Source organism: Rhizobium sp. CC-YZS058 (assembly GCF_034720595.1).
GTDB lineage: Bacteria > Pseudomonadota > Alphaproteobacteria > Rhizobiales > Rhizobiaceae > Ferranicluibacter.
On sequence record NZ_JAYESJ010000003.1, the window covers coordinates 160886 to 183509 of the forward strand.

Sequence of the window (22624 nt, forward strand, 5' to 3'; positions counted from 1 at the left end):
GTAGTTTGCTCTAAGTTTGTCCGCATAATGGAGGAAAGCTGCATGAGTCAGGCTTCTACGGGCAAAAATCTTTCGGGCAAGGTCGCGCTGGTCACGGGTGGGGCGAGTGGAATCGGACGCGCGGTCTGCGGGCGATTTATACACGAGGGCGCGAAGGTCGTGGTGGCGGATCTCGATCGCGCGGCCTGCGAAGGTGTTGCTGCGGCACTGGGGGCCATGGCATTCGGCGTCGCACTGGATGTCACGCGACAGGAAAGCATCGATCGCGCCGTTGCTGAGGCAGTCGCCTGGGCGGGCGGTCTCGACATCCTCGTCAATGCGGCTGGTGTCTACGAGGTGCAGCCCATTCTGGAGATGAACCGCGAACGCACATCCCGCGTCTTTGCCGTCAATGTCGAAGGTCTGATCTTCATGACGCAGGCCGCAGCCCGCGTGATGGTCGAGCAAGGCCGCGGTGGCCGCATCATCAATTTCTCGTCGCAAGCCGGACGGCGCGGAGAGCCGCTTTCGGTGGCCTACTGCGCGACCAAGGCTGCCGTCATCAGCATCACGCAGAGCTGCGCGCTCGATCTCATTCGGCATGGCATCAATGTCAACGCCATCGCGCCCGGCGTCGTCGATACGCCGATGTGGGACGTGGTGGATGCCAAGCTTGGGGCTGTCGAGGGCTTGGCTCCCGGTGCCGTCAAGCGTCGCGTCGCGGAAGCCGTGCCCGCAGGTCGCTTCGGAAAACCGTCCGAGCAAGCGGCCATGGCGGCGTTTCTGGCGGGGCCGGATGCCGAGTACATCGTGGCGCAATGCTACAACGTAGACGGTGGCAATGTGATGAGCTGACGCTCGCGATCGCGCGTGCGACGCGAAGATCTGGAACCGGACGTCGAGAGCTGGCGCCCTTCCAGCGCTGCGGGAAGAAGCTTTACAGTTGTAAAGGCGCCGGCTGAGGATCGCACCACGGTCCTCAAGCTTTACAATTGTAAACCTCTCGCCGGACGGGTCCGTGGCTCGTCCTCTCGGGCGAAATGGAACGGGTCACGAGAGTTGCAAGAGACGGGAACCGGTCTTGTGAAATCACGCCGCCTCTGGCAACGTGACGGTATGGAGCTCGAATACGGGCATTTAACCGTCAAGAGAAGTGAATGCCTCACCAAGCACGAAAAAACGTCAGGGACACCGCCTCGAAGATCGCCGGATACACGGCCCGGCTTTCGGCGGAGTTGCGCGATATGCGCGAAGCAGTCTACCCGCCCGAAGCCCGCAAGATCTTCGGCAAGACCTTCTCCACGATCGACCTTGCGCGGTTGCTTGGCGTGCCGGAAAGCACGCTTCGCCAGCTGACAATCGAGGGCAAGGGACCGGTGCCGGAGCGCGCCGAGAACAACCGCCGCACCTATTCGGTCGAGCAGGTGAAGGAGCTGCGGGCGTTTCTCGCTTCGCTCCGCCCGGACGAGGCCGCGCGCCTGCTGCCGAACCGGCGCGCTTCGGAAAAGCTACAGGTGATCGCAACGGTGAACTTCAAGGGCGGAAGCTCGAAGACGACTACGTCGATCCATCTGGCCCATTTCCTGGGTATCCAGGGCTACAGGGTTCTCTGCATCGATCTCGACCCGCAGGCATCGATGACAGCGCTGTTCGGGCTGCAGCCGGAGTTTGATCTCGGCGAAAACGAAACCGCCTATGCGGCCATCCGCTATGACAATGAACGGCGTGCCTTCGCGGACGTCATCCGCTCGACCTATTTTCCGGGCGTCGATCTCGTTCCCGGCAATCTCGAGCTGATGGACTTCGAATTCGACACCCCAACCTATCTCGGATCGAAGTCCCGCGACGAGCTCGGTCTCTTCTTCGAGCGCATGCGGATCGCCATCGACAGCGTCGGCGAGAACTACGATTTTGTCATTATCGATACGCCGCCTTCGCTCGGCTATTCCACGCTTGCCGCTCTTTATGCCGCCACCGCGCTGATCGTGACCGTGCATCCGGCCATGCTCGATGTCGCGTCCTGCAACCAGTTTCTAATCATGATCTCCGACCTGTCGGAGGTGCTGGCGCAGTTCGGTGCCCATTTCGAGCATGATTTCTTCCGGTTCCTTCTGACGCGCGTGAACCCGAATGACGGACCGCAGAAATATATGGCGGGCGTGATGCGCCGTCTGTTCGGCGAGGACGTGCTCGTTGCCGAGGCTCTGGAATCGACGGCCATCGCCGGCGCGGCGGTGGCGAAGAAGAGCCTCTACGAGCTCGAAGCGGGAGAGGTGGGGCGCGAGGCGCTCAGGCGCGCAGTCGAAAGTGCCGATCGCGTCAATTTCGAAATCCTTGGTTTGGCGCATCAGGTCTGGGGACGAAGCGCATGAAGAAGAGCATCCTGCGCCGCATGGCCGAAGAAGTGGAGAACCGTACGGAAGTGCCGCAGCCGGAGACGAACGAGCCCTCTGTCTCTCTGCGGCGTCACTCCTCGCCTGTCATTTCGAATGTCAGCAAGGCGCTTACCCATCTCGGCGAGGACACGATCGTTTCGATCGATCCCTCCAAGGTCGAGCGGTCTCCTTATCAGGACCGTTTCGATCTGGATGGAGAAGGGGAGGAGGAGCTGGAGGCTCTGAAACAGTCCATCGCCTCCGAGGGGCAGAAGATCCCCGTTCTCGTCCGCCCGCATCCTACCCGCCGCGATTCCTACCAGCTGGCCTACGGTCATCGACGCCTCAATGCCGTGAAGGCCCTCATGGCCGAAGCGGAGCGGCCGGAGACGGTCAAGATCAGGGCCTATGTCCGCGATCTCACCGACCGCCAACTCATCGAGGAACAGGCGGTCGAAAACGGTGTCCGGCAGAACCTGACCTGGATCGAGCAGGCGATGTGGGCCGTGCAGTTGAAGGCCGCCGGCCTCTCCAACCGCGCCATCTGCCCGGTTCTGGGGCTTTCCGAGGCGGCCGTGTCCCACCTCTTCCGGGTCACCGCCGCCATCCCGAGCGACATCATCCTTGCAATCGGACGCGCCCGGACCGTTGGCCGGCCGAAATGGACGGCACTCGCCGATCTTCTGAAGGATAGTGCGAAGGTCGAAGCGGTTCGCGCCGCAACCAGGGAGGACGGGTTTCGAAAGGCCGATGGTGTCGGCCGGATCGCGCTGGCGATGAGCGCGGCGTCGGGTTCTGCAGCGCGAAGCGCCGAAGCAGGTGAAACCGTCGACTTCTCGCATGCTGGGAGACATTTCGGCCGCATGAAACGTTCAGCGACCGGAACGACCGTGACGATTCCCAAGGCAGAGGACAGTTTCGCAAGCTGGCTGGCCGACCGGATGCCGGATCTCATGCGGGAGTTCGAAGACCAGTCCCGAAGTGGTTAGCGGCTACCCAGCCGCTCGACGGGGAGTGTCACCCCCCGCCATAGGTCTATCCCGATTGGGCGTGCTCTCCCAACAGTGAGTCAACCCGCGTATGACGGGTCCAGTATGCTTGCCTATAATGCCGAGCGACCCGTCATCCGAGTCTCTCCGCGTGGCGAAAGCCGCGAACCGACGCTGAGGACTAATGACGCGGTGTAGCCCCCTCGTCCTCCGGCAACCCAAGACAGGCCTCATCAACGGCGGTCCGACCCTGCGCGGGCTCCCGGGAGGGGAGGGGGGCGGCGATGAGGCAAAGCAAAAAGCTCGGATTATCCAGCTGAACCCGCGAAGCGCTTTGCAGGGCTCGTCACCCCGTTCCACTCTGCGTGAGCAAGCACGGAACATCAGAGATCCGTCATGTTGACATTGCTTCTTTAGGCCCTTATTCGTGGCCGCCAATATCGAAGTCCATCTTGTGCCGTATAGGTCAGCATCGGGTGACCAACGAAGCGCCTCTTTCAAGCAAGACAGGCTGTTGTGTTCAAACAAGGACAGCAAGTCCGAACATTGATCCTGGATCCTCTTAATCAAACGGTCGTTACATTTCACCTGCCGAGGAGAAGCTTTGGTGATGAACATCGCGATTCTCGGTGGCGGAGCAGTGGGTCTCGCCATTGCTTCCAGTCTCGCCCTCGCGACGCCGTTCACCATCAGCCTGCTGACCCGCAAGGAGACGGCGGCGGCGATCCGCAAGAATGGTCTTCTGGTCGAGATGCCGGACGGGCGCGTGGTTACCCTCCCGACCGGCAGGGTCGGGACACTCGTTCCTGGCGAGGACGATCTCGAGGCGCTCGCCGGATGCGTGCTTTTCGTCGCCACCAAAACCTATCAGGTAGCCGAGGCCTTGCGGGACCTTTCGCTGCATGAGCGCGGCGAAAAGACTCCTCGGGCGATCGTCCTGTTGCAGAATGGCTGGGGATCGGCCGAAGAGGCCCGCGCCGTAGTGCCCACCGTGATCCCGGTCTATTCCGGCGTCGTGTTCGCCGGGCTCAGCCGCGCCGAGGCTCATCATGTCATCGTCAACGGCGTCTCGGCCGCTCTTCCGATCGGTTCTCTGTTCGGCGGTTCGCTGGACTGGCTTAAGCCTCTTGCCGCAGCCTCGCAGGACAGCCTCATCCCGCTCGTCGCGGAGCCGAATATCGAGGCGACGATCCTGCGAAAATTCCTTCTCAACACGACCCTCAACGCCGCCAGCGCCTTGACGGGGTTGACCTACGGCGCGTTGCTCTCCCTCGATGTTGTCCGGCCAATCGTCCTGTCGGTAGCCGGCGAAGCACTTGACGTCGTCGACACGGCCTTCGGCTTTCGCGAGTTCGCAACCGCCGCGTCCTTCATCGATGATTTTCTCAAGCCATTGATCCTGCCGCGCAACCGCATCCCACCGGCCCTCCATGGCGCAGGATCTGGAGGCGGGCCGCAAGACCGAGATCGACTATCTGAACGGCGCCGTCGTGACGCTTGCCTCTGCCCACGCCCTCACCGCGCCGGTCAACGCCTGCCTGAGCGCCATGATCCGGTCGCGATCGTTTCGAGCGTTGCCCGACATCGCAAGCTAACCGAGAGCACCACGCAAGAGGCGGCAGTCGGTCGATCAAGCTTGGAGTGTCGGCAACGGTCTCAGAGCCCGACGCGGGCTTCGGTTTCCGCATCGAAAAGATGCACGGCGCTCAGGTCGAAGCCGAGGGTGACAGGGGCGCCCACGTGAAGGTCGAAGCGATCGCGGACGGACGCGATGATCGGCGTTTCGCCGAGCTTGGCGGTCAGCTGCGTTTCCGCGCCCGTGGGTTCGATCAAGGAAACTGTCGAAGCGATGCCGCCGCGATTGACGGTGACATGTTCCGGCCGGACGCCGTAGAGCAGCCCGTGCCCCGGCGGCAAGGCCAAACCCTGCGGCAGCGGCAGGCGGACGCCGCCATCCGCAATCATCACGGCTGGATCGTCCGGCGAGACCCGCCCGCGAAGAATGTTCATGCCGGGCGAGCCGATGAAGCCGGCGACGAAGAGATTGGCGGGTCGGTCGTAGAGGTCCAGCGGCGTGCCGATCTGCTCGACATAGCCGTCGCGCATCACGACGATCCGGTCCGCCATCGTCATGGCCTCGATCTGATCATGCGTCACATAGATCGTCGTTGTTTTCAGCCGCTGGTGCAGCTGCTTGATCTCCGAGCGCATCTGCACGCGCAGCTTGGCGTCCAGGTTCGACAGCGGCTCGTCGAAGAGAAAGACCTGCGGCTGACGGACGATGGCGCGCCCCATGGCCACACGCTGGCGCTGCCCGCCCGAAAGGTTGCGTGGATAGCGATCGAGCAGATGCTCCAGCCCGAGGATCTGCGCCGCTTCACCGACCCGCTGGCGGATCTCCGCCTTCGGTGCCTTGGCGAGCTTGAGGGAGAAGCCCATATTCGCGCCCACGGTCAGGTGCGGGTAGAGCGCATAGGATTGAAACACCATGGCGATATCGCGCTCCTTCGGCGCGACCTCGTTGACGACCCTGTCGCCGATCCGCATCTCCCCGCCGGAAATCTCCTCCAGCCCGGCGATCATGCGCAGCAGCGTCGATTTTCCGCAGCCAGAGGGGCCGACGAGGATGACGAACTCACCATCCGGAATATCGATGCTGACGCCATGCAGGACCTCGAAGTGACCATAGCTTTTGCGGACTGTGTTGATCGTGACAGATGCCATCGTCGTCTCCGGCGGGAATGAGGGGCGGCGTGCCTGCGGATGATGGCCTAGCGGCGCATCGTCGCCTGCGAGTAGGGGAGGAGGGCGCTATCGATCGCCGCAAGGCAGAGATCGCGCGGGGAGGGGGCAACCCGACCGGAGAGAACCTCGGGATAGAGCCGGGCCAGATACTGGCTGATCAGCGTTTCCGGAATGGCGGCCGGCAAATCCGAGAAGAGCCGGTCGACAGCGCCCGCAACGGCCGGGTCGGGCCAATAATAGCGAATCCGGTCGCTATAGCTGAAATGACGCTGCAGGCGTTGCGCTTCGCTCGATCCGCCATAGTGGCCGCTCCAGTGGTGCGGCATGGCGAGCATTCTCGCCTCCAGCACTGCCGAAAGGCTTTCCGTTTCGTTGGAGCCTCCAAGAACGCCGCGAATGGCATCCAAACCGTAGAGCGCTTCCCGGAGTGCGAAGGTCAGCCCCGGGCCCACCTTCAGGATGGCGAAGCCGCCATCGACGAGGCCGGCCAGTTCGGCCGTCGGCTGATAATCGGTCGAGTGGGCCTCGAACAGCAGACCGGGCAGGTCGTCCAGCACCTGGATCAGCCCCGTCGCCTTCTCCGGCTGATAGAGAACGACATTGGCATTGCCGAACTCCACGCCAGGCTGCACGACGATGGCGATAACCCGTTCGAGCGCCGGCTCGACGCCCGCGGCCCGAAAGGCAGCCTCATGCACCGCCATCGTCTTGCGCGCCGCTTCCGGCCGCGTCACCTCGATCCCGTCCAGGGCATGCGTTGCCCCACCCGGCGGCGGCACCTCGGTGCCGATCACATAGACGGGAGGCGTGCTGCCGATCCGCGCAGCCGTTTGCTCGGCAACCTTGGCAAGACGCGCCGCCCGTTCGGCCGTCCGTTCATCACTGAGCGCCGCGGGCTCGCCTGCGCAGCCCATGGAGGTGTCGAGATGGAGCTTCTCGAAGCCGGCCTCCACATAGGCGACGATCATGGCCTCGGCTTGTGCCATCGCCTCCTCGGCCGGAAGCTGCCGCCAGGGGTTGGGTCCCAGATGATCTCCGCCGAGGATGATGCGCTCGGCCGGAAAGGCGACGCGCGCCGCGCAGCTTTCCACGAACCGGCGGAAATCCGCCGGCGTCATGCCCGTATAGCCGCCATCCTGGTTCACCTGGTTGCAGGTCGCTTCGATGAGGAGGGCGGATCCGTCTCGCGCTGCGCTGAGCAACGCTGCCTCGATGACCAGCGGATGAGCCGAGCAGACGGAGGTGATGCCGCGCGGCAGGACCAGGTTCCGGGGCGCGAAGAGTTTGCCGAGCGCAATCTCCCGGTTCGTGTCGCGCGCGCTCATGATGCCAGCATCACGACTTTGGTCAGGTGTCGGGGCGACACCGTGTCGAGGTTGCGCGATTGCGCGGCGCGTTCGCCGAGGATCTGCAGAGCCGGCAAAAGGACGAGGCCAGCGGTCTCCTGACTGGCATCGACCGGCAGCGACAGATCGCCCGGGCCGCCGAGGCCGATCACGAAGGCGCCCTTGTCCTGCAACTCGCGAACCAGGGTGGCCTCCGCATCCTTCTGGTCGGCCGAGTAGAGCATCACGGCCGCCGTTTTCTCATCGACGAGGCTGATCGGGCCGTGGCGATATTCGAGCGGGTGGAAGGCCTGGGTCATGACCTGGCTCATCTCCATCAGCTTCAGCGCGCCTTCCGAGGCAATGCCATAGAGAGGGCCGCCGCCGAGGAAGACGACGTGAGAGCGCGAGAGGACAGCCTCGGGCAGCGCGTCGCTCAGCGCCTTAGCCAGGCGCTCGGCAGTGCCGACGACGGAGGAGGGGAGGGGGGTCCCGATCATCTGAAGGCCCATGAGCAGCATCAGGCTGGCCGAAACGGTCATGACGATGCCTTCGTCCGGGTGCGTGGGTGAGGCAAGCACGCTGTCGGAATTTTTCGCGAGCGCGCTCTCCGGCTCCACGGTCAGGCCAGTCACGAAGGCGCCGTGGGCGCGGCTGTGTCTGGCGGCTGCCACGGTCTCGCTCGTCTCGCCGCTGCGCGAGATCGCGACCACATGTGTCTTCGTCCAATCCGGCCAGAAGAACTGCGGGCGGTTCAGCCATTCCGCGCCCGGCACCGCGATCGCCGGCCGGCCGGCATGGTTGGCGTGGGCCGCCAGCGTCTGGGCAAGGTAATAGGAGGTGCCGCAGCCGACATAGACCAGGATCTCGCCTCTCTCCGTGGCGCCGTTCGCGCCGAGCGCCTTGTCCCAATAAGGAAATTGCTCGACAATCACCGTTTCGGTCGTGTTCATGCTGTCTCCGATTATTTGACCGATCCGGCCAGCAAGCCGCTGACGAGGTATCGGTTGAGGAAGATGACGACGAGGGCCGGGATCACGATCGCGATCGATCCGCTGGCGGTGATCAGCCCATAGTCGATGAAGTTCTTGGTGACGAATTCGGGAATCAGCACCGTCAGGGGCTTGGTGGCTTGCGGCGAGAAGATGAGCGGCACCAGATACTGGCCCCAAGCCCCGAGGAAGGTGAGGATGGCTGCCGCAGTCAGGCCCGGCCCGGCAAGCGGAAGCACGACATTGAAGAAGATGTAGAGCCGGCCGGCGCCATCGAGCTGCGCGGCCTCCTCCAAGGCGAGCGGCAGGGCGTCGAAGACGCTGCGCAGCAGCCAGAGCGACAGCGGCAGATAGGCCGAGACGTAGATCAACGCGACGCCGACATAGGTATCGACCAGCTGCATCTTGATCATGATCTGGTAGAGCGGGATCAGAACCGCATAGGCAGGCACTGCCAGGGTGGCGACGACGGCACCGAACAGCAGGTTGCGTGCCGGGAAGCGAATCCGCGTGAAGGCATAGGCCCCAAGCGCCGAGATCGCGACGCAGAGCAGCGTGGCGGCGATCGAGGTCACGATGCTGTTGAACAGCGCGGCGCGAAACTGCTTCCAGACCTCCACCCCCCCGATGCGGGCGATGTTGATGCCGAACAGGCGTGCATAATGGTCGAGCGTAAAGTGCTGCGGGAAGAAGTGGATCGGCCGGGCGGAGAAATCCTCGGTCGGCGTGACGGAGCTCGCGATCGTCCAGTAGATCGGCCCGAGCGACCAGAGGAGCAGGAGCGCGAGGCCGCACCAGACAAGCAGCCGATAGGAGAGGGAGGGTTTCATCAGTCGAACCTCGTATTGCGATAGACGCGCAGGATGTAGATGAGCGACACGAGAAGCGAGACGAAGGTGATGCTGACCGAGAGCGCCATGCCGTAGGAGAAACGCAGGTTCTGGAACGTCTCGAGATAGATCTGCACAAGGATCGGGCGCGTCTCGAGACTGCTGCCGGCCAGCACCCAGGCTTCGTCGAACAGGTTGAAGGCATTGACGGTCGCATTGGTCATCGACACGGCGATGGCGCTGCGCACCAGCGGCAGCGTGACCAGGGTGAACATTTGCGGGCGCGTCGCGCCGTCGATCCGTGCGGCTTCGTAGAGATGGCTCGGAATGCTCTGCATGGCGGCGAGCACGATGACGATCGTCAGCGGCATCATCCGCCAGACATGGACCACGGTGACGGCGAGGATCGCACTCGTCTTGTCGTTGAACCAGACATGGTTTTCGAAGGGTAGGCCGAACGCGGTGAGGATGCCGTTCAGCAGCCCGGCCCCCGGCTGGTAGATCCAGAGCCAGATGACCGAGTTGACGACGCCGGGCAGCGCCCAGGGCAGGATCACGGCCGCCAGGATCCACTGCCTGCCGGTCTTCACCTGGTTGATCAGTGCTGCCGCCAGTACGCCGAACACGGTTTCCGCCAGAACGGCGAGCACCACATAGATCAGCGTGTTCATCCAGGTGGAGGCGAGCGGCGCATCGGAGAACATCCGCGCGTAATTGTCGAGGCCGACGAAGGGCGTGCCCGCCTGCATCGGGTTGACCCGATGCAGGCTGTCCCACAGCGTGCGCGCCATCGGATAGAAGACCAGCGCCACCATGGTCAGCAGGATGGGGAGGACGAGGAGGACACCGAGCGAGGCGTCGGCCCGGAAGCCGACCCCCTTTCTGCCCGTTCGCCGTCCAACGATCGCGGTTGTCATTCCGCCATCGCCTGCTTGGCCGCTTCGGCGATGCTTTCGACAGCCTGGTCGACCGTCAGCTGGCCCTTGGCCGCGCTGTTGATCGCCGTGTTCACGCCGCTCGAGAACTGCGGATACCAGGGCGGCGTCCCCTGCGGGAACAGCGCTTCCACCGTCTTCGACTGGGCCACCAGCGCGTCACCGCTGTTGAGCTTGCCTTCCTGGTTCAGCTCCGCCAGCGCGCTGGTGCGGGTCGGCAGGAAACCATTGACGACGTTCTTCTTCTGGAACTCCCGGCTCGTGAACCATTTGACGAAGGCGATCGCCGCCTCCTGGTTTTGCGAGACCTTCGGGATGGCCAGCGCTTCCGGCAGGCCGAAGCTGCGGGTCTCGCCGCTTTCCGTCGGAACAAGGATCGCCTCCGCCTGGCCGGCGACCTTCGACTGCTTCGGATCGTTCATCTGTCCAAGCCGGCCGGGCTCGCCGGAGATCATGATGCTCGTCAGGCCCTGGGCGAACATGCTCTCGTTGATCTGGCTGTCCTTCAGCCCGGTCGAGGCCGGATCGACGAGGCCTTCCTTCAGCAGCATGAGTTCGAAGGCAAGCGCCTTGTAGCCGGCCGAGTCCGGCGTCGTGAACAGCGGCTTGAAGTCCTTGTCGAACAACTCGCCGCCAAAGGCCTTGGTCAGAAGGTACCAGCTGGTGGAGGCACCCTCCGTTGCCGAGAGCGGCAGGCCGATCGGATAGGTGGAGATGCCCTTGTCCTTGATCTGCTTGGCCGCCGCCACCATCGCATCGAGCGTTTTGGGCATCTCGCTGATGCCTGCATCGGCGAAGTGCTTCTTGTTGACCAGCATCACGCGGAAGTCGTTCGTGTAGGGGATGCCAAGCAGCTTGCCATCGACGGTGAAGATCTTCGAGACGCCGATGTCTTTCACCGTCTCCTCGTCGATGACGTCGTCAAGCGGCAGGTACCAGTCGGCAGCCGCGAACTGGCCGGTCCAGGACCAGTCGAACTCGGTAACATCGGCGGGGGCGGTGCCCGCAACGAGCGCGGTGACGAGCTTCGGCCGGATATCGTCCCAGGACAGCGTCTGGAGGTCGACATGGATGCCGGTCTCCGCTTCGAAATCGGCGGCGATGTTCGGGCCCTGGGGCGAGGGCATCAGAACCGTGATGGACTGGCCGGCAAGCGGCTTTCCGTCCTGCGCAAAGGCCGGTGCGGCAAGTGCGAAGGCGCTGGAGGCCAGCAGTGACAAGATGAATCTACGCATGTTCCCATCCTTTGTTGTTATCGAGGCAGTGGAGTCATCGTCTCAGTCACGGCCGCGCGCGCGGACGCGGCCGTCGTCGTCAGCCAGTCCTGGTCCTGCGACCAGCCGAGCATTTGCGCGGCGACCAGCAGTGCGCCGCCGATCGGCGGCAGCCGCGGGGCGAGGGCCGGTCGGCCGATGCGCTGTTCCAGCGCGGTCAGGAGAAGGCCGCTCGCAAAGGTGCCGCCGGCATGCGTCCAGTCTGCGCCGTTGGCGTCAGGCGCGACTGCCCGATAATGTTTCGCCAGCTCATCGGCAGCCTGGTCGAGCAGCCGGCGGGAAGCCATGTCCCCTTCGCGTGCCGCCTGATCGACGAGGCGGGAGAGGGCGGCGATCGCCGGCCGCGGATGGGCGAGATCCGTCACCCAGGCGCCAAGTCCGTTCATGGCATCGGCCGGGTCGATCTGCAGGTGGGACAGGACAAGCGGCGCAAGCCGGCTCTGCGGCTGGCGTCCGTCGAGACTTTGGCTCACGAGGCTCAAGGCAAGGCGGCCGATCCAGTAGCTGCTGCCCTCGTCGCCGATCACATCGCCCCAGCCGCCGGACCGTGTGGACGTCCCCTCGGTGTCGCGCGCCCAGGCCATCGATCCGGTGCCGGACAGGATGAGCACGCCCGCCTGCCCGGCGAAGGCGCCGCGATGGGCAGCATCGACGTCGTTGAGAACCTGTGTGCGGGCTGCCGGAAAGGCCTCGGCAATCACCTCTTGCTGTGCTTGCGAGAGATGACGAACCTCGCCGAAGACGGGGAAGGCCGCGGCGACGGCGGCGAGATGAGCCCGGCTGCGGAACGGCGCCAGCCCGCGGTCGAGCTCGGCGCGCCAGTTCGGATTGTCCATCGGATTGACGCCCCCGACGAGCGCCGTTTCGAGGATGTGTCCTTGCCGGTTGGCAAGCGCGAGCAGGGTCTTGCTGCCGCCGCCGTCGATGCCGAGGATCAGATCGCCGCTCATTCCTGGGCTCCGATCGTCACATAACGGGTCTCGACGGAGGCGTCTTCGAGCTGCCTGCGCCATTCAGCACCGAGCGCGGCATCGGTGATCAGACGCGCTTCGCTGAGCGGCGCCACCTTGTAGGTCGCGGTCGTTCCGAATTTGGTGCTGTCGGCGAGGACGGAGCGATTGGCCGAGCGCGTCAGCATGCGGCGGTTCAGGCTCGCTTCGGCGCTGTCGACGCTGTAGATCGCGCCGTCGGTGCTGATGGCGCTGGCGCCGAGGAACAGCTGATCGAACCAGATCGTTTCCAGCATGGCTTCGGCCTGCGGGCCGACCATCGACGCATTCTCGCTGCGCAGCTGTCCGCCGAGCAGCGTCACGTCCAGGGTCGGGACATTCAGGAACTCCTGCGCCACGATCAGCCCGTTCGTGAAGATGCGCAGCGGGATCGGGTTGATGCGGATGCGCCGTGCCAGCTGCAGCACCGTCGTCCCTGCATCAAGAAAGATGGCTGTGCGGGGTACCAGCGTCTCATAGGCTGCCGCTGCAATCGCCCGCTTCGCGGCGAGTTGACGCTTTTCGCGCTCCTGGAAGGCCAGCTCGACGGACGAACCTTCCGCGATGCGCGCACCGCCATGAACGCGGTCGATGACGCCGCTTTCCTCAAGGATCTGTAGATCACGCCGGACGGTGGCAAGCGACGCTCCGACCGCATCGGCGAGATCCTGGATGGTGGAGAAGCCGTGCGCGTAGAGATGGCTGCGGATACCGTCCAGCCGATCCGTTTTCAGTCCACCGCCCTGGCTCATGCTGCGTCCCCGCATCTCCGTCAGTAAGAGCAAGCTTTCATGTCATTCGATCAGAGTCAATCAGATTCGTGATTTATTTTGACGTGATCGGAAATGCTCGTCCCCATGGCCGCCGCGGGAGCAGCGACCACGGGTGCTTGATCCGACGTCAGTGATAAGCCGGCAGAAGATCGCCATGGGCTTCGATCAGATCGTCCACCAGATGCCAGATCTGGTCCGGAGAAAGCTCGGCAGCAGTATGGGGATCCAGCAGGGCAGCCTGATAGATCCGGTCGCGCTTTCTTGTCAGCGCCGCTTCCACGGTTAGTTCCTGCACGGAGGTGCTCAGCCGCATGACGGCGGCAAGCTGGGCGGGAAGGCGGCCGATCCGGGTCGGCTGGATGCCGTTGCGGTCGACATGGCAGGGTACTTCCACGATGCATTCGGGCGGCAGATTGTCGATCAGGCCGGCATTGGGGACATTGCCATAGATCAGCGCCGGCTCGCCGGTGACGGCAGCATGGATGATCCCGGCCGCATATTCGTGGCTGCGGCAGACCTCGATCGGCCGGTCGCCCTCCAGCGCCTTGCGCAGCGCCTGCCATTCGGCAATCTGCACCTCGCAGCGGCGGATATATTCGTCGAGGGGGATGTTGAGCGCCTGAACGAGGTCAGGCTGGCGAGCCTTGATGTACCACGCGGTATATTCGGAGAAGTGCTCGCTCGATTCCGTCACGAAATGGCCGAGCCGTTTCAGCACGTCGAACCGCACCCGGTCGTCCGCCGGCACGCGCCCTTCCTCCGCCAGTGCCTGGAGGCGCGGATAGAGATCTTCGCGTCGGCCGTCCCGATGGACCTTTTCGAAGTTGAGGAAGAAGGCAACATGGTTGATGCCGGCGGAACGATAGGTGATGTCGGCGATCTCTTCGCCAAGGCACTGCGCGAGATGGCCGGCGGTGTGCTGCACGCTGTGGCAAAGACCCACGGTGCGCAGCGATGGCGACAGTTCCTTGATCGCCCAACAGTTGATGGCCATCGGGTTCACATATTGCATCATCAGCGCGTTCGGGCAGACCTCTTCCATGTCCCGGCAGATGGCCTCCAGAACCGGGATGGTCCGCAAGCCGCGGAAGATGCCGCCGATCCCCAAGGTATCGGCAATCGTCTGCCGCAGGCCGTAGCGCTTCGGCACCTCGAAATCCGTCACCGTCGCCGGCTTGTAGCCGCCGACCTGCATCATCAGGATGACGAAATCCGAACCGCGCAGCGCCTCGCGCCGGTCGAGCGTCGCCTCGATCCGCACGCGGGTCAGTGCCAGCGCCTCGCAGATGCGGCGCGCAACGATCTCCGAGGTCTTCAGGCGCTCGGGATCGATGTCGAACAGGCTGATGACATAGTCATGCTCGCTGGGCGTGGAGAGAACGTCGCCCAGGATGTTCTGGGCAAAGACGGTGCTGCCCGCACCGATGAGACAAATTTTTGGCATGGAGACCTCCAGAGGTGTTTCTCCAGGGCACTCTTCCCCTTTGATCGCGGAACTTCTTCCTGTTAAACGGCCCATTATTCCTGGATCTGCGCGTCGGGACGATGAGAGAAGAGTTTTCCGAGTTCAACGATTGGGTTCTGCCGTCGAAGACCCTCTTCGTGGAGCAGCACATGGCCAGTCCCATGGCCGCGGCGCATTGGCATGATCATGTCGAGCTCAACCTGCTGACCGGCGGCGGCATGACCTATTTCTTCGACGGACGGCAGGAGCATGTCGAGGCCGGCCGGCTCGTGCTGTTCTGGGCGGCGATTCCGCACCAGACGATCGCGGTCACGGACGTCGCGCCGCTCATCTGCATCTACCTGCCCCTGACGGATTTCCTGGCCCTGCCGATCGACCCCTCCTCCCGCCAGGCGATCATGCAGGGCGCCTTTTTGAGGGGAGGGGAGGGCTGCGCGGCAGGCCTGGGGCTCGTCGAGACCTGGCTCGCGGACTGGCAAAGCCGCAGCGAGGTGCGCCGCCAGCTCGTGCAGGAAGAGATCAAGCTCGCCGTTCGCCGCCTGATCCTGGACCAGGCCGATCGGTCGATCGCCACTGACCGGGTGGGGCCGCCGGTCAGCCAGGCCGTCGGCCATGTCCAGCGGTTGACCGAAGTCATCAATGCCCGCTTCGGCGAGCCGCTGACGCTCTCCGCCCTGTCCGCATTCGCAGGCGTGCACCCCGCAACGGCGAACCGCGCCTTCCGCGAGGTGCTCGGCCTGTCGGTCATGGATTACCTGGCACGTGTCCGTTTGGCGCGCGCCATGCAGCAGCTGGTCGAAACCGACGCGGCGATCCTCGCCATCGCGCTCGATTCCGGGTTCGGATCGTTGTCGCGCTTCTACGACGTCTTCAAGGACAGGGTCGGCGTGACGCCGCGACAGTTTCGTCTCGCAACGCGAGCTTGAGGCTGGCGGGCTCTGCCAAGCGCAACAGGGTCGGACCCGATCGGTCGAACCTATGCCGATTGCCGCAGCATCAGCTCCGACTTCAGGAGGATCCTGTCCTGATGCAGCTTCGGCTCGTTAGGGTCGGTGCTTTCGCCGAGCTTTTTCAGAAGCAGGCCGATCGCCAGCCGGCCGATCTCACTGGTGTTCTGGGCCACCGTCGTCAGGGGCGGGCAGGTGTATCTCGACAGCGGATGATCGTCATGGCCGGCGACGCGCAGGTCGCAATCCGGCCCATGGCCGATCTTCAGCCCGCGCTGCCAGGCAGCGGCGATGACGCCGAAGGCGAGCCGATCATTGGCGCAGACGATCGTTCGGCTGGGAAAGCCGATCTTCTGCTCGAGGATGCGGGTCGTTTCCTCGAAGGCGAACTGCTCGAAATCCCAGCTGCGGATTTCTCGCAGCGCGATGAGCTGCGGCACCTGGCGGAGCGTTTCCATCGCCTCGATATAGGCCGTCTTGCGCTCGCCGGCATTGGCGTTGACCTCGGGCATGGCGAAGTAGCAGGGCGGCTCGCCGGACCGGCAGAGATAGTCGACCATCAAGGCGAAGCTCTGCCGGTTGTCCGTGCCGACGAAGGCCGCGTCGCCATCGAAGGGCGTATCGACATAGACGAGGGGAATGTCGCGACCGAGCTGTTCGAGCAGCGGGCTTCCCTCCGACTGGCCGACCGGGGCGATGATCGCGCCGGCGACATTCATCGAACGGAAGGTGCGGATCGCCTCTTCCTGGATGTCGCGCCGGCCATCGCAGGACAGGACGAAGACGAGAAACCCCGCCTGGCTCGCGAGAATCTCGATCCGCCGGATCAGGCCCATGAAGAACGGGTCGAGGCTGTTCGGGATGACGATGCCGATGATATTGCTGCGCCGCCGGTTCAGGTTGACCGCAAACATGTTGGGCCGGAAGCCGGACTTGCGCAGCGCCTCCTCGATCGCGTCTCGGGTCTTCTTGCGGACCGAACTGGGATCGTTGAAATATTTGGAGACGGTTGGCCGAGACAGTCCGACAAAATCGGAGAAGTCCTCCATCGTCCTGATCGTCTTGGCCAAGCCCGTCGCTCCGTTCCGCCTGTTCCCGATCGTCATAGTCGCTCGCGGCGCTCTCGAAAAGCGCCGCGACGCAGAGGAACCCGGTGCCGCGCGTTCCCGCCCTCAGTCCGCGACGAACTGCACCTTCATCGTGGCAGGATCCTGGGATTTGGCCGCGAAGAAGGGCAGCATGTCGGCAATCGGCAGCCGGTGCGAAACGAGCTTCGACAGCCGCTCGCCATCCCGAGCCAGGATACGAAGCGCATCCGGGATGTTGCCGTTCAACGAATGCGAGCCGGACACACGGATCTGGCGGCGGAAGATTTCGAAAGGGGAGAGGGCGATGCGGGCGTCCGGCGCGCAGACGCCGAAGATCATCACCGTGCCGTCATCGGCCACCTGATCGATCATGCCTTCGACGACGCTCGGCACCCCCGTCGCATCGGCCACGAGGTCGAAGCCATGGCGCCGTGCGGCAAGATCGGACGAGCCTGCCTCCACCGCCTCGAACCCGAGACCTTCGGCAAACTGCAAGCGGTAGGCGATAAGGTCGGCAACCGCCACATGCGCGACGCCGGCAGACTGCAACGCAAGCCCCAGAAGCAAGCCGATCGGGCCGGCGCCATAGATCAGGGCGGTCTCGGGCAGCCGTGCGCTGCGTCCGATCTCGGCAGCCTCCAGCCCGTTCAGCACGCAGGCCAGCGGCTCGGCGAGGGCGGCGCGTTCATAGGGCATGTCGCCGATATCGTGCAGATGATCGACGCGCACCACCGCATAGTCGGCAAAGCCGCCATCCTGGGTGACGCCATAGGCCTTGAGGTCGCTGCACAGATTGGTGAGTCCGCGGCGACAGGCCCGGCAATGGCCGCAGCTCAGGTTCGGATCGACAGCCACGCGCATGCCTTCGCGAATGCCTCCAGCGGTGTCGGCGGTGCGGACCACCTCGCCGGCGAATTCATGCCCTGGTACGACCGGGAAGGCGCCGGTGCCATAGCGCGCATGCAGCACGTCGATATCGGTATGGCAGAGGCCGGAGGCGCGGACGCGGACCAGCGCCTCGCCCGGCTTGAGATCGGCCACCGGCATCTCCGCCAGCCGCGCCACGCCCTTGTCGAAGAAACGGATCGCCTGCATCGCTGTCTCCTCAGCTCATCCAGTTGCCGCCGTCGACATTGTATGTCTGGGCGAGGATGTAATCGCTGTCGGGGGAGGCGAGGAACACGGCAAGGCCCTTGATGTCGTCGGGGGTGGCGAAGCGGCCGATCGGAACGGACTTGGCGACGGCGGCCTTCTTCTCGCCGGGCTTGAGACCCTCGTGTTCGGCGAATTTCGCATCGACCACGTCCCAATGCTCGCCATCGACGACGCCGGGCGCAATGGCATTGACCTTGATGCCATGCTTGACGAGCGCAAGGGCCGCCGACTGCGTGGCGGAGATGATGGCCGCCTTGGACGCGCAGTAAAGCGTCACCAGCGCCTCGCCGCGCCGGCCGGCCTGGCTCGCCATGTTGATGATCTTGCCGCCACGCCCACGGGCGATCATCACGTTGGACACGGCCTTCATCATGAAGAGCGGCCCCTTGAGGTTGACGGAGAAGACGCGCTCGTAGCTTTCGGGCGTGATCTCGTTGATCGGCGCCATGTCGAAGATGGCTGCATTGTTGACGAGGATGTCGATCCCGCCATGCTCGGCGTCGATCGCGGCAACCACACGGTCGATGCTCTCAAGATCGGTCACATCCAGCGCCACCGCCGTGGCGGACGCGCCGATCTTGGCCGCCGCCTCACGGGCGCGTGCGATGTTGATATCGGCGATGATGACGCGTGCGCCCTCGGCCACGAAGGCTTCCGCAAAGCCCAGCCCGATACCACGGGCACCGCCGGTAATCAGCGCGATCTTGTTGTGCAGTTTCATGGGAAATCCTCGAAGAAATGCTCTCTGTGCCAGGGGCGCGCGAAAGAACGTCGGCGCCTGGCACGTCAAGATGCCCGGCGGCGACCGCCGGGCATCTCCGGGAGGCCCGCCCGTCACCGAGCGGGATCGGATCAGTTGCCGTAGCCGGCGGCCTTCATGTCGCCTTCCACCTGGGCCTGGGAGGCTTCAAGCGCGGCATCCACCGTCTGCTGGCCGGACAGAGCCGAGCTGATCTGCTGGCCGACGAAGGTGCCGATCGCCTGGAATTCCGGAATGGCCACGAACTGGACGCCGGTATAGGGAACCGGATCCTTGGTCGGCTTGCTCGGATCGGCAGACATGATGGCGTCGAGCACGGTCGCGGCGAAAGGGGCAGCCTTCTGATATTCGGGCAGCGCGTAGGTGGACTTGCGCGTGCCCGGGGGAACGGCGACCCAGCCTTCGGACTCACCGACCAGCTTTACATACTCCTTAGACGTCGCCCATTTCAGGAATGACTTTGCCGCATCGACCTTGGTTGAGGTGGCAGGGATGGCCAGATCCCAGGACCAGGACCAGCTGGCGCCGTTCGGCGTGACCGCGACCGGGGCGCGGGCAAAGGCGATCTTGTCGGCCACCTGGCTCTGCTTGGGGTCGAAGACGCGGCCCGCTGCCGAGGTCGCGTCGATCCACATGGCGCAGCGGCCGGTCGCAAACAGCGTCTGGTTCTCGTTGAATCCGTTGGCGGTCGCACCCGGAGGGCCGTAGTTGGTCAGCAGCGCGACATAGTCGGTGACAGCCTTCTTCCACGGCTCGGAATTGATCTGCGGCTTCCAGTCCGTATCGAACCAGCGGCCGCCATAGGTGTTCACCATCGTGCCGATGAAGGCCATGTTCTCGCCCCAGCCCGGCTTGCCGCGCAGGCAGATGCCGTATTGCTGCTTCGACTTGTCGGTCAGCTTGGCGGCGAATTCCTTGATCTGCTCATAGGTCGGCTGTTCGGGCATGCTGAGCCCGGCCGCCTCGAACAGGTCCTTGCGATAGAGCGTGAAGGAGCTCTCGGTATAGAAAGGCACCGCATAGAGCTTGCCGTCGACCGTCAGGCCGTTCTTGATCGGCTCCAGAAGGTCGGCATAGTCGTAGGCATCGCCGAAATCGTCGACCGGCGTCAGCCAGCCCTGCTTGCCCCAGATCGGCGCTTCGTAGCCGCCGATGGTCAGGATGTCGAACTGGCCGCCCTTGGTGGCGATGTCCGTCGTCAGGCGTTCGCGCAGGACGTTCTCCTCGAGCACGATCCAGTTGATCGTGTTGCCCGTCTCCTTCTCCCAGATCGGCGACAGCTTCTGCATGATGATCATGTCACCATTGTTGACGGTGGCGATGTTGAGCGTTTCGGCCTGCGCTGCGCCGGCCAGCAGGCCCGCACCGACGACAGAGGCCAGCAATGACAGTGAAATCTTCCTCATGGGCTTCTCCCTCCCAATCCCTGAACACGCATAAAAGTGACATGCGTAAAGTTTTTATCTGGCGTGCGGTCGGTTTTGTCAAGCGGCTCGTGGAGGAAGGGGAACCCCGTATCGATGTGCGGTGCGGCAGATTCCATGCTGCATCTGCGTTATCGGGCTCGGTCAGGATCAGGTGAAGAGGATGCGCGCCTTGAAAGATATCAAGAACAAGATTTACGCATGATAATTTCTTATTGACAGGTCTGGCTGCCGCTCCTAATCGACAGGACCGAGAAAAGGGGTCGTCGGCAGGTCTTTCAAGCGGAGTGTTCGAATGGTGGAAGTCGCGGGAGTGGCGCCGGACGCGCTGGGGCCGACAATCACGATCGGGGAGATTCTGGTCGAGCTGATGGCCACCTCCATCGGCCATGGCTTCAAGGCGCCGCAAGCGCTCATCGGCCCCTTTGCAAGCGGCGCGCCGGCGATCTTCATTGACCAGGTGGCCAAGCTCGGCGGCGGCGCCGGCATCGTATCGGCGGTTGGCGACGATGACTTCGGCTGGCTGAACATCGACCGGCTGAAGGCGGACGGCGTCGATGTCTCGGCCATCGCCGTTTTGCCAGATTGGCCGACGGGGAGTGCCTTCGTGCGCTACCGCGAGGACGGCGCCCGCGACTTCGTTTTCAACATCGCCCGCTCCGCTGCCGGCCAGACGACGCTGACTGACGCGGCGGAGGCGCTGATCGCGCGGGCGGGCCATGTCCACGTCATGGGCTCCGCCTTCGCGATCCCCGGAATGGCACGCCTCATCCTGAAAGCGGTGGAGGTGGTGAAGGCCCGGGGCGGCACCGTCTCCTTCGACCCCAACCTCCGCAAGGAACTGATGGGCAGCGACCTCGGCCGGCAGGTCGAGGCCGTGATCGCTGTGACCGATCTTCTGCTGCCCTCCGGCGACGAGCTCTTTCTTGCAAGCGGCGAAACGCAGGAGGGCGCGGCGGTCAACCGCCTCTTCTCCCGCGGGATCGCCGAAGTGGTCGTCAAGCGCGGGCGCGAGGGCGCGACGCTCTTCTCGCAGCGCGAGGGCCGGATCGACGCTGCCGCCTTCACGGTCGAGGAGATCGACCCGACCGGGGCCGGAGACTGCTTCGGCGCAACCTATCTCACCCTCCGCCGGCAGGGGACCGATGCGCTCCCGGCGCTGCGCTACGCGAATGCCGCGGGCGCGCGCACCGTGACCCGACAGGGGCCCATGGAAGGAACATCCAGCAAGGCGGAGCTCGACCGCTTCATCGACGCGCAAGGAGCCCAGGCATGACCACGCTGCTCTCGACCTTCGCCGAGGCCCGACGCAGCGGCAGGCCGGTCGGCATCGCCTCGGTCTGCTCGGCCCATCCGACCGTCCTGCGCGCCGCGCTACGCCGCGCAAGGCGCAATGGGCGCCCGGTGCTGATCGAGGCGACCTGCAACCAGGTCAATCATCTCGGCGGCTATACGGGCATGACACCCCGGGACTTCGTGGCCCTGACCCGCTCGATCGCGGCGGAGGAGGGGCTCGACCCGTCTCTGATCCTGTTCGGCGGCGATCATCTTGGCCCCAACCCGTGGCGGGCGGAGCCGGCTGCCGCGGCCATGGAGAAGGCCCAGGCGATGGTGCGCGCCTATGTCGAGGCCGGTTTCACCAAGCTTCATCTCGATGCCTCGATGGCCTGCCGCGGTGATCCGCCGGCGCTCGACGACGCGACCGTCGCAACCCGGGCGGCCGCGCTCTGCGCCACGGCCGAGGCGGCGGCGCGGGAGAAGGGGCTTCCTCTGCCCGTCTATATTCTGGGCACGGAGGTTCCGGTTCCGGGCGGCGCGGATCACGCGCTCGACCATGTGGAGCCGACCGATCCGGATGCCGCACGGACGACGATCGAGATCCATCGGACACTCTTCGCGCAGGCGGGCCTTGACGATGCTTTCGCGCGCACGATCGCGTTCGTGGTCCAGCCGGGCGTCGAGTTCGGCAGCGATACGGTCATCGCCTATGATCCTGCAAAGGCGCAGGCCCTTTCCGCCTTGCTCGAGGCGTTTCCAACGTTGAACTTCGAGGCGCATTCGACCGACTACCAATCCGCCGCCGCGCTTGCTGCGCTGGTTCGCGATGGCTATCCGATCCTGAAAGTCGGCCCGGGCCTCACCTTCGCCTATCGCGAAGCCCTCTATGCGCTCGACCTGATCGCCACCGAACTCCTGCCCGGCTATGGCGATCGCCCGCTGATGCGGACGATGGAAACGCTGATGACCGCCGACCCCTCGGACTGGCGGGGACACTACCATGGCGATGAGGCCGCTCTCAGGCTGCAGCGCCATTACAGCTACAGCGACCGGATCCGCTACTATTGGACCCGGCCGGAAGCCCAGGCCGCCGTCAGCCGCCTCCTCGATGCGCTCGCCGGCCGGCGCATTCCGCCGACCCTGCTCCATCAGTTCCTGCCGCAGATGGCGGAGGCCGCCGCGGATGGCTCGCCGGCCGAAGCCCTGCTCATCGAAGCGGTCGACCGCGTGCTTGCCGACTACGACCAGGCCGCCAACCCCTGAGGCGGCCCGGACCCGACGCCTGACGCGGAAGCCTCTGC

20 protein-coding genes and 1 pseudogene are annotated in these 22624 nt (G+C 64.4%); 8 read left to right on the top strand and 13 right to left on the bottom strand.

The annotated features are described in order from the left end of the window. The first annotated feature begins 42 nt into the window (after positions 1-42). The 5 genes and pseudogenes from U8330_RS21440 to U8330_RS22460 all read left to right on the top strand — a co-directional run bounded on the left by U8330_RS21440 (position 43) and on the right by U8330_RS22460 (position 4938). The gene (locus U8330_RS21440; protein WP_323107793.1) at positions 43-834 is read left to right on the top strand and encodes an L-iditol 2-dehydrogenase; all 792 of its coding nucleotides are present in this window, start codon (positions 43-45) and stop codon (positions 832-834) included. A gap of 302 nt (positions 835-1136) precedes the next feature. Beyond that, positions 1137-2351 (top strand): plasmid partitioning protein RepA, encoded by a 1215-nt coding sequence (repA, locus tag U8330_RS21445; RefSeq protein WP_323107611.1) that lies wholly within the window; start codon positions 1137-1139, stop codon positions 2349-2351. Further along, positions 2348-3343, top strand: a complete 996-nt coding sequence (gene repB, locus U8330_RS21450; protein WP_323107612.1) for a plasmid partitioning protein RepB — start codon at positions 2348-2350, stop codon at positions 3341-3343. The genes repA and repB overlap by 4 nt, the downstream gene beginning before the upstream one ends. Positions 3344-3953: 610 nt before the next feature. Further along, positions 3954-4661: pseudogene (locus U8330_RS22455) on the top strand (ketopantoate reductase family protein); the annotation flags it as partial. Between the two features lie 112 nt (positions 4662-4773). Next, positions 4774-4938 (top strand): ketopantoate reductase C-terminal domain-containing protein, encoded by a 165-nt coding sequence (locus U8330_RS22460; RefSeq protein WP_416236957.1) that lies wholly within the window; start codon positions 4774-4776, stop codon positions 4936-4938. Between the two features lie 61 nt (positions 4939-4999). Here the strand turns inward: U8330_RS22460 and U8330_RS21460 are convergent, their stop codons facing one another. From U8330_RS21460 to U8330_RS21500, 9 genes are all read right to left on the bottom strand, one after another. Next, positions 5000-6067 carry a sn-glycerol-3-phosphate ABC transporter ATP-binding protein UgpC gene (locus tag U8330_RS21460; protein WP_323107614.1) on the bottom strand — a complete coding sequence of 356 codons (1068 nt, stop codon included), beginning with the start codon at positions 6065-6067 and terminating at the stop codon, positions 5000-5002. A 47-nt stretch (positions 6068-6114) separates the two neighbouring features. Further along, positions 6115-7413: a D-tagatose-bisphosphate aldolase, class II, non-catalytic subunit gene (locus tag U8330_RS21465; RefSeq protein ID WP_323107615.1), complete on the bottom strand. Its 1299-nt coding sequence runs from the start codon at positions 7411-7413 to the stop codon at positions 6115-6117. Next, positions 7410-8366, bottom strand: coding sequence for an SIS domain-containing protein (locus U8330_RS21470; protein WP_323107616.1), 957 nt, complete (start codon positions 8364-8366; stop codon positions 7410-7412). Before U8330_RS21470 ends, U8330_RS21465 begins: the two co-directional genes overlap by 4 nt. An 11-nt stretch (positions 8367-8377) precedes the next feature. Next, positions 8378-9235 (bottom strand): carbohydrate ABC transporter permease, encoded by an 858-nt coding sequence (locus U8330_RS21475; protein ID WP_323107617.1) that lies wholly within the window; start codon positions 9233-9235, stop codon positions 8378-8380. Then, positions 9235-10152: a sugar ABC transporter permease gene (locus U8330_RS21480; RefSeq protein ID WP_323107618.1), complete on the bottom strand. Its 918-nt coding sequence runs from the start codon at positions 10150-10152 to the stop codon at positions 9235-9237. Before U8330_RS21480 ends, U8330_RS21475 begins: the two co-directional genes overlap by 1 nt. Continuing rightward, positions 10149-11405, bottom strand: a complete 1257-nt coding sequence (locus tag U8330_RS21485; RefSeq protein ID WP_323107619.1) for a sugar ABC transporter substrate-binding protein — start codon at positions 11403-11405, stop codon at positions 10149-10151. The genes U8330_RS21480 and U8330_RS21485 overlap by 4 nt, the downstream gene beginning before the upstream one ends. Positions 11406-11422: 17 nt before the next feature. Further along, entirely contained in the window at positions 11423-12394 is a 972-nt protein-coding gene (locus U8330_RS21490) for an N-acetylglucosamine kinase (protein WP_323107620.1), read from the bottom strand. Beyond that, a complete protein-coding gene (locus U8330_RS21495; protein WP_323107621.1) occupies positions 12391-13185 on the bottom strand; it encodes a DeoR/GlpR family DNA-binding transcription regulator in 795 nt (264 codons plus the stop codon). The genes U8330_RS21490 and U8330_RS21495 overlap by 4 nt, the downstream gene beginning before the upstream one ends. A 148-nt stretch (positions 13186-13333) precedes the next feature. Further along, on the bottom strand, positions 13334-14650 hold the full coding sequence (locus U8330_RS21500) for an alpha-glucosidase/alpha-galactosidase (protein ID WP_323107622.1): 1317 nt from the start codon (positions 14648-14650) through the stop codon (positions 13334-13336). Between the two features lie 170 nt (positions 14651-14820). On the opposite strand from U8330_RS21500, the gene U8330_RS21505 reads away from it, so the two are divergent. Then, complete coding sequence (locus U8330_RS21505) at positions 14821-15597, top strand: helix-turn-helix domain-containing protein (RefSeq protein ID WP_323107623.1); 777 nt, start codon at positions 14821-14823, stop codon at positions 15595-15597. Between the two features lie 50 nt (positions 15598-15647). Here U8330_RS21505 and U8330_RS21510 read toward each other — a convergent pair whose 3' ends face one another. The 4 genes from U8330_RS21510 to U8330_RS21525 form a co-directional block, all read right to left on the bottom strand. Continuing rightward, entirely contained in the window at positions 15648-16667 is a 1020-nt protein-coding gene (locus U8330_RS21510) for a LacI family DNA-binding transcriptional regulator (RefSeq protein ID WP_323107794.1), read from the bottom strand. A gap of 123 nt (positions 16668-16790) precedes the next feature. After that, positions 16791-17801, bottom strand: a complete 1011-nt coding sequence (locus tag U8330_RS21515; protein WP_323107624.1) for a zinc-dependent alcohol dehydrogenase family protein — start codon at positions 17799-17801, stop codon at positions 16791-16793. A 10-nt stretch (positions 17802-17811) separates the two neighbouring features. Then, positions 17812-18582, bottom strand: coding sequence for an L-iditol 2-dehydrogenase (locus tag U8330_RS21520; RefSeq protein ID WP_323107625.1), 771 nt, complete (start codon positions 18580-18582; stop codon positions 17812-17814). Between the two features lie 131 nt (positions 18583-18713). Then, positions 18714-20027: a sugar ABC transporter substrate-binding protein gene (locus U8330_RS21525; RefSeq protein WP_323107626.1), complete on the bottom strand. Its 1314-nt coding sequence runs from the start codon at positions 20025-20027 to the stop codon at positions 18714-18716. A gap of 313 nt (positions 20028-20340) precedes the next feature. Between U8330_RS21525 and U8330_RS21530 the strand changes: the two genes are divergently transcribed. Both U8330_RS21530 and U8330_RS21535 read left to right on the top strand, forming a co-directional pair. Next, positions 20341-21321 carry a sugar kinase gene (locus tag U8330_RS21530; protein ID WP_323107627.1) on the top strand — a complete coding sequence of 327 codons (981 nt, stop codon included), beginning with the start codon at positions 20341-20343 and terminating at the stop codon, positions 21319-21321. Continuing rightward, positions 21318-22586: a D-tagatose-bisphosphate aldolase, class II, non-catalytic subunit gene (locus U8330_RS21535; protein WP_323107628.1), complete on the top strand. Its 1269-nt coding sequence runs from the start codon at positions 21318-21320 to the stop codon at positions 22584-22586. The genes U8330_RS21530 and U8330_RS21535 overlap by 4 nt, the downstream gene beginning before the upstream one ends. Positions 22587-22624: the final 38 nt, after the last annotated feature.

Excerpts from the sequence above, each read along its gene's own strand:
- U8330_RS21440 (WP_323107793.1), top strand. The coding sequence starts at position 43 with ATGAGTCAGGCTTCTACGGGCAAAAATCTTTCGGGCAAGGTCGCGCTG.
- repA (WP_323107611.1), top strand. The coding sequence starts at position 1,137 with ATGCCTCACCAAGCACGAAAAAACGTCAGGGACACCGCCTCGAAGATC.
- repB (WP_323107612.1), top strand. The coding sequence starts at position 2,348 with ATGAAGAAGAGCATCCTGCGCCGCATGGCCGAAGAAGTGGAGAACCGT.
- U8330_RS22460 (WP_416236957.1), top strand. The coding sequence starts at position 4,774 with ATGGCGCAGGATCTGGAGGCGGGCCGCAAGACCGAGATCGACTATCTG.
- U8330_RS21460 (WP_323107614.1), bottom strand. The coding sequence starts at position 6,067 with ATGGCATCTGTCACGATCAACACAGTCCGCAAAAGCTATGGTCACTTC.
- U8330_RS21465 (WP_323107615.1), bottom strand. The coding sequence starts at position 7,413 with ATGAGCGCGCGCGACACGAACCGGGAGATTGCGCTCGGCAAACTCTTC.
- U8330_RS21470 (WP_323107616.1), bottom strand. The coding sequence starts at position 8,366 with ATGAACACGACCGAAACGGTGATTGTCGAGCAATTTCCTTATTGGGAC.
- U8330_RS21475 (WP_323107617.1), bottom strand. The coding sequence starts at position 9,235 with ATGAAACCCTCCCTCTCCTATCGGCTGCTTGTCTGGTGCGGCCTCGCG.
- U8330_RS21480 (WP_323107618.1), bottom strand. The coding sequence starts at position 10,152 with ATGACAACCGCGATCGTTGGACGGCGAACGGGCAGAAAGGGGGTCGGC.
- U8330_RS21485 (WP_323107619.1), bottom strand. The coding sequence starts at position 11,405 with ATGCGTAGATTCATCTTGTCACTGCTGGCCTCCAGCGCCTTCGCACTT.
- U8330_RS21490 (WP_323107620.1), bottom strand. The coding sequence starts at position 12,394 with ATGAGCGGCGATCTGATCCTCGGCATCGACGGCGGCGGCAGCAAGACC.
- U8330_RS21495 (WP_323107621.1), bottom strand. The coding sequence starts at position 13,185 with ATGAGCCAGGGCGGTGGACTGAAAACGGATCGGCTGGACGGTATCCGC.
- U8330_RS21500 (WP_323107622.1), bottom strand. The coding sequence starts at position 14,650 with ATGCCAAAAATTTGTCTCATCGGTGCGGGCAGCACCGTCTTTGCCCAG.
- U8330_RS21505 (WP_323107623.1), top strand. The coding sequence starts at position 14,821 with ATGGCCAGTCCCATGGCCGCGGCGCATTGGCATGATCATGTCGAGCTC.
- U8330_RS21510 (WP_323107794.1), bottom strand. The coding sequence starts at position 16,667 with ATGGAGGACTTCTCCGATTTTGTCGGACTGTCTCGGCCAACCGTCTCC.
- U8330_RS21515 (WP_323107624.1), bottom strand. The coding sequence starts at position 17,801 with ATGCAGGCGATCCGTTTCTTCGACAAGGGCGTGGCGCGGCTGGCGGAG.
- U8330_RS21520 (WP_323107625.1), bottom strand. The coding sequence starts at position 18,582 with ATGAAACTGCACAACAAGATCGCGCTGATTACCGGCGGTGCCCGTGGT.
- U8330_RS21525 (WP_323107626.1), bottom strand. The coding sequence starts at position 20,027 with ATGAGGAAGATTTCACTGTCATTGCTGGCCTCTGTCGTCGGTGCGGGC.
- U8330_RS21530 (WP_323107627.1), top strand. The coding sequence starts at position 20,341 with ATGGTGGAAGTCGCGGGAGTGGCGCCGGACGCGCTGGGGCCGACAATC.
- U8330_RS21535 (WP_323107628.1), top strand. The coding sequence starts at position 21,318 with ATGACCACGCTGCTCTCGACCTTCGCCGAGGCCCGACGCAGCGGCAGG.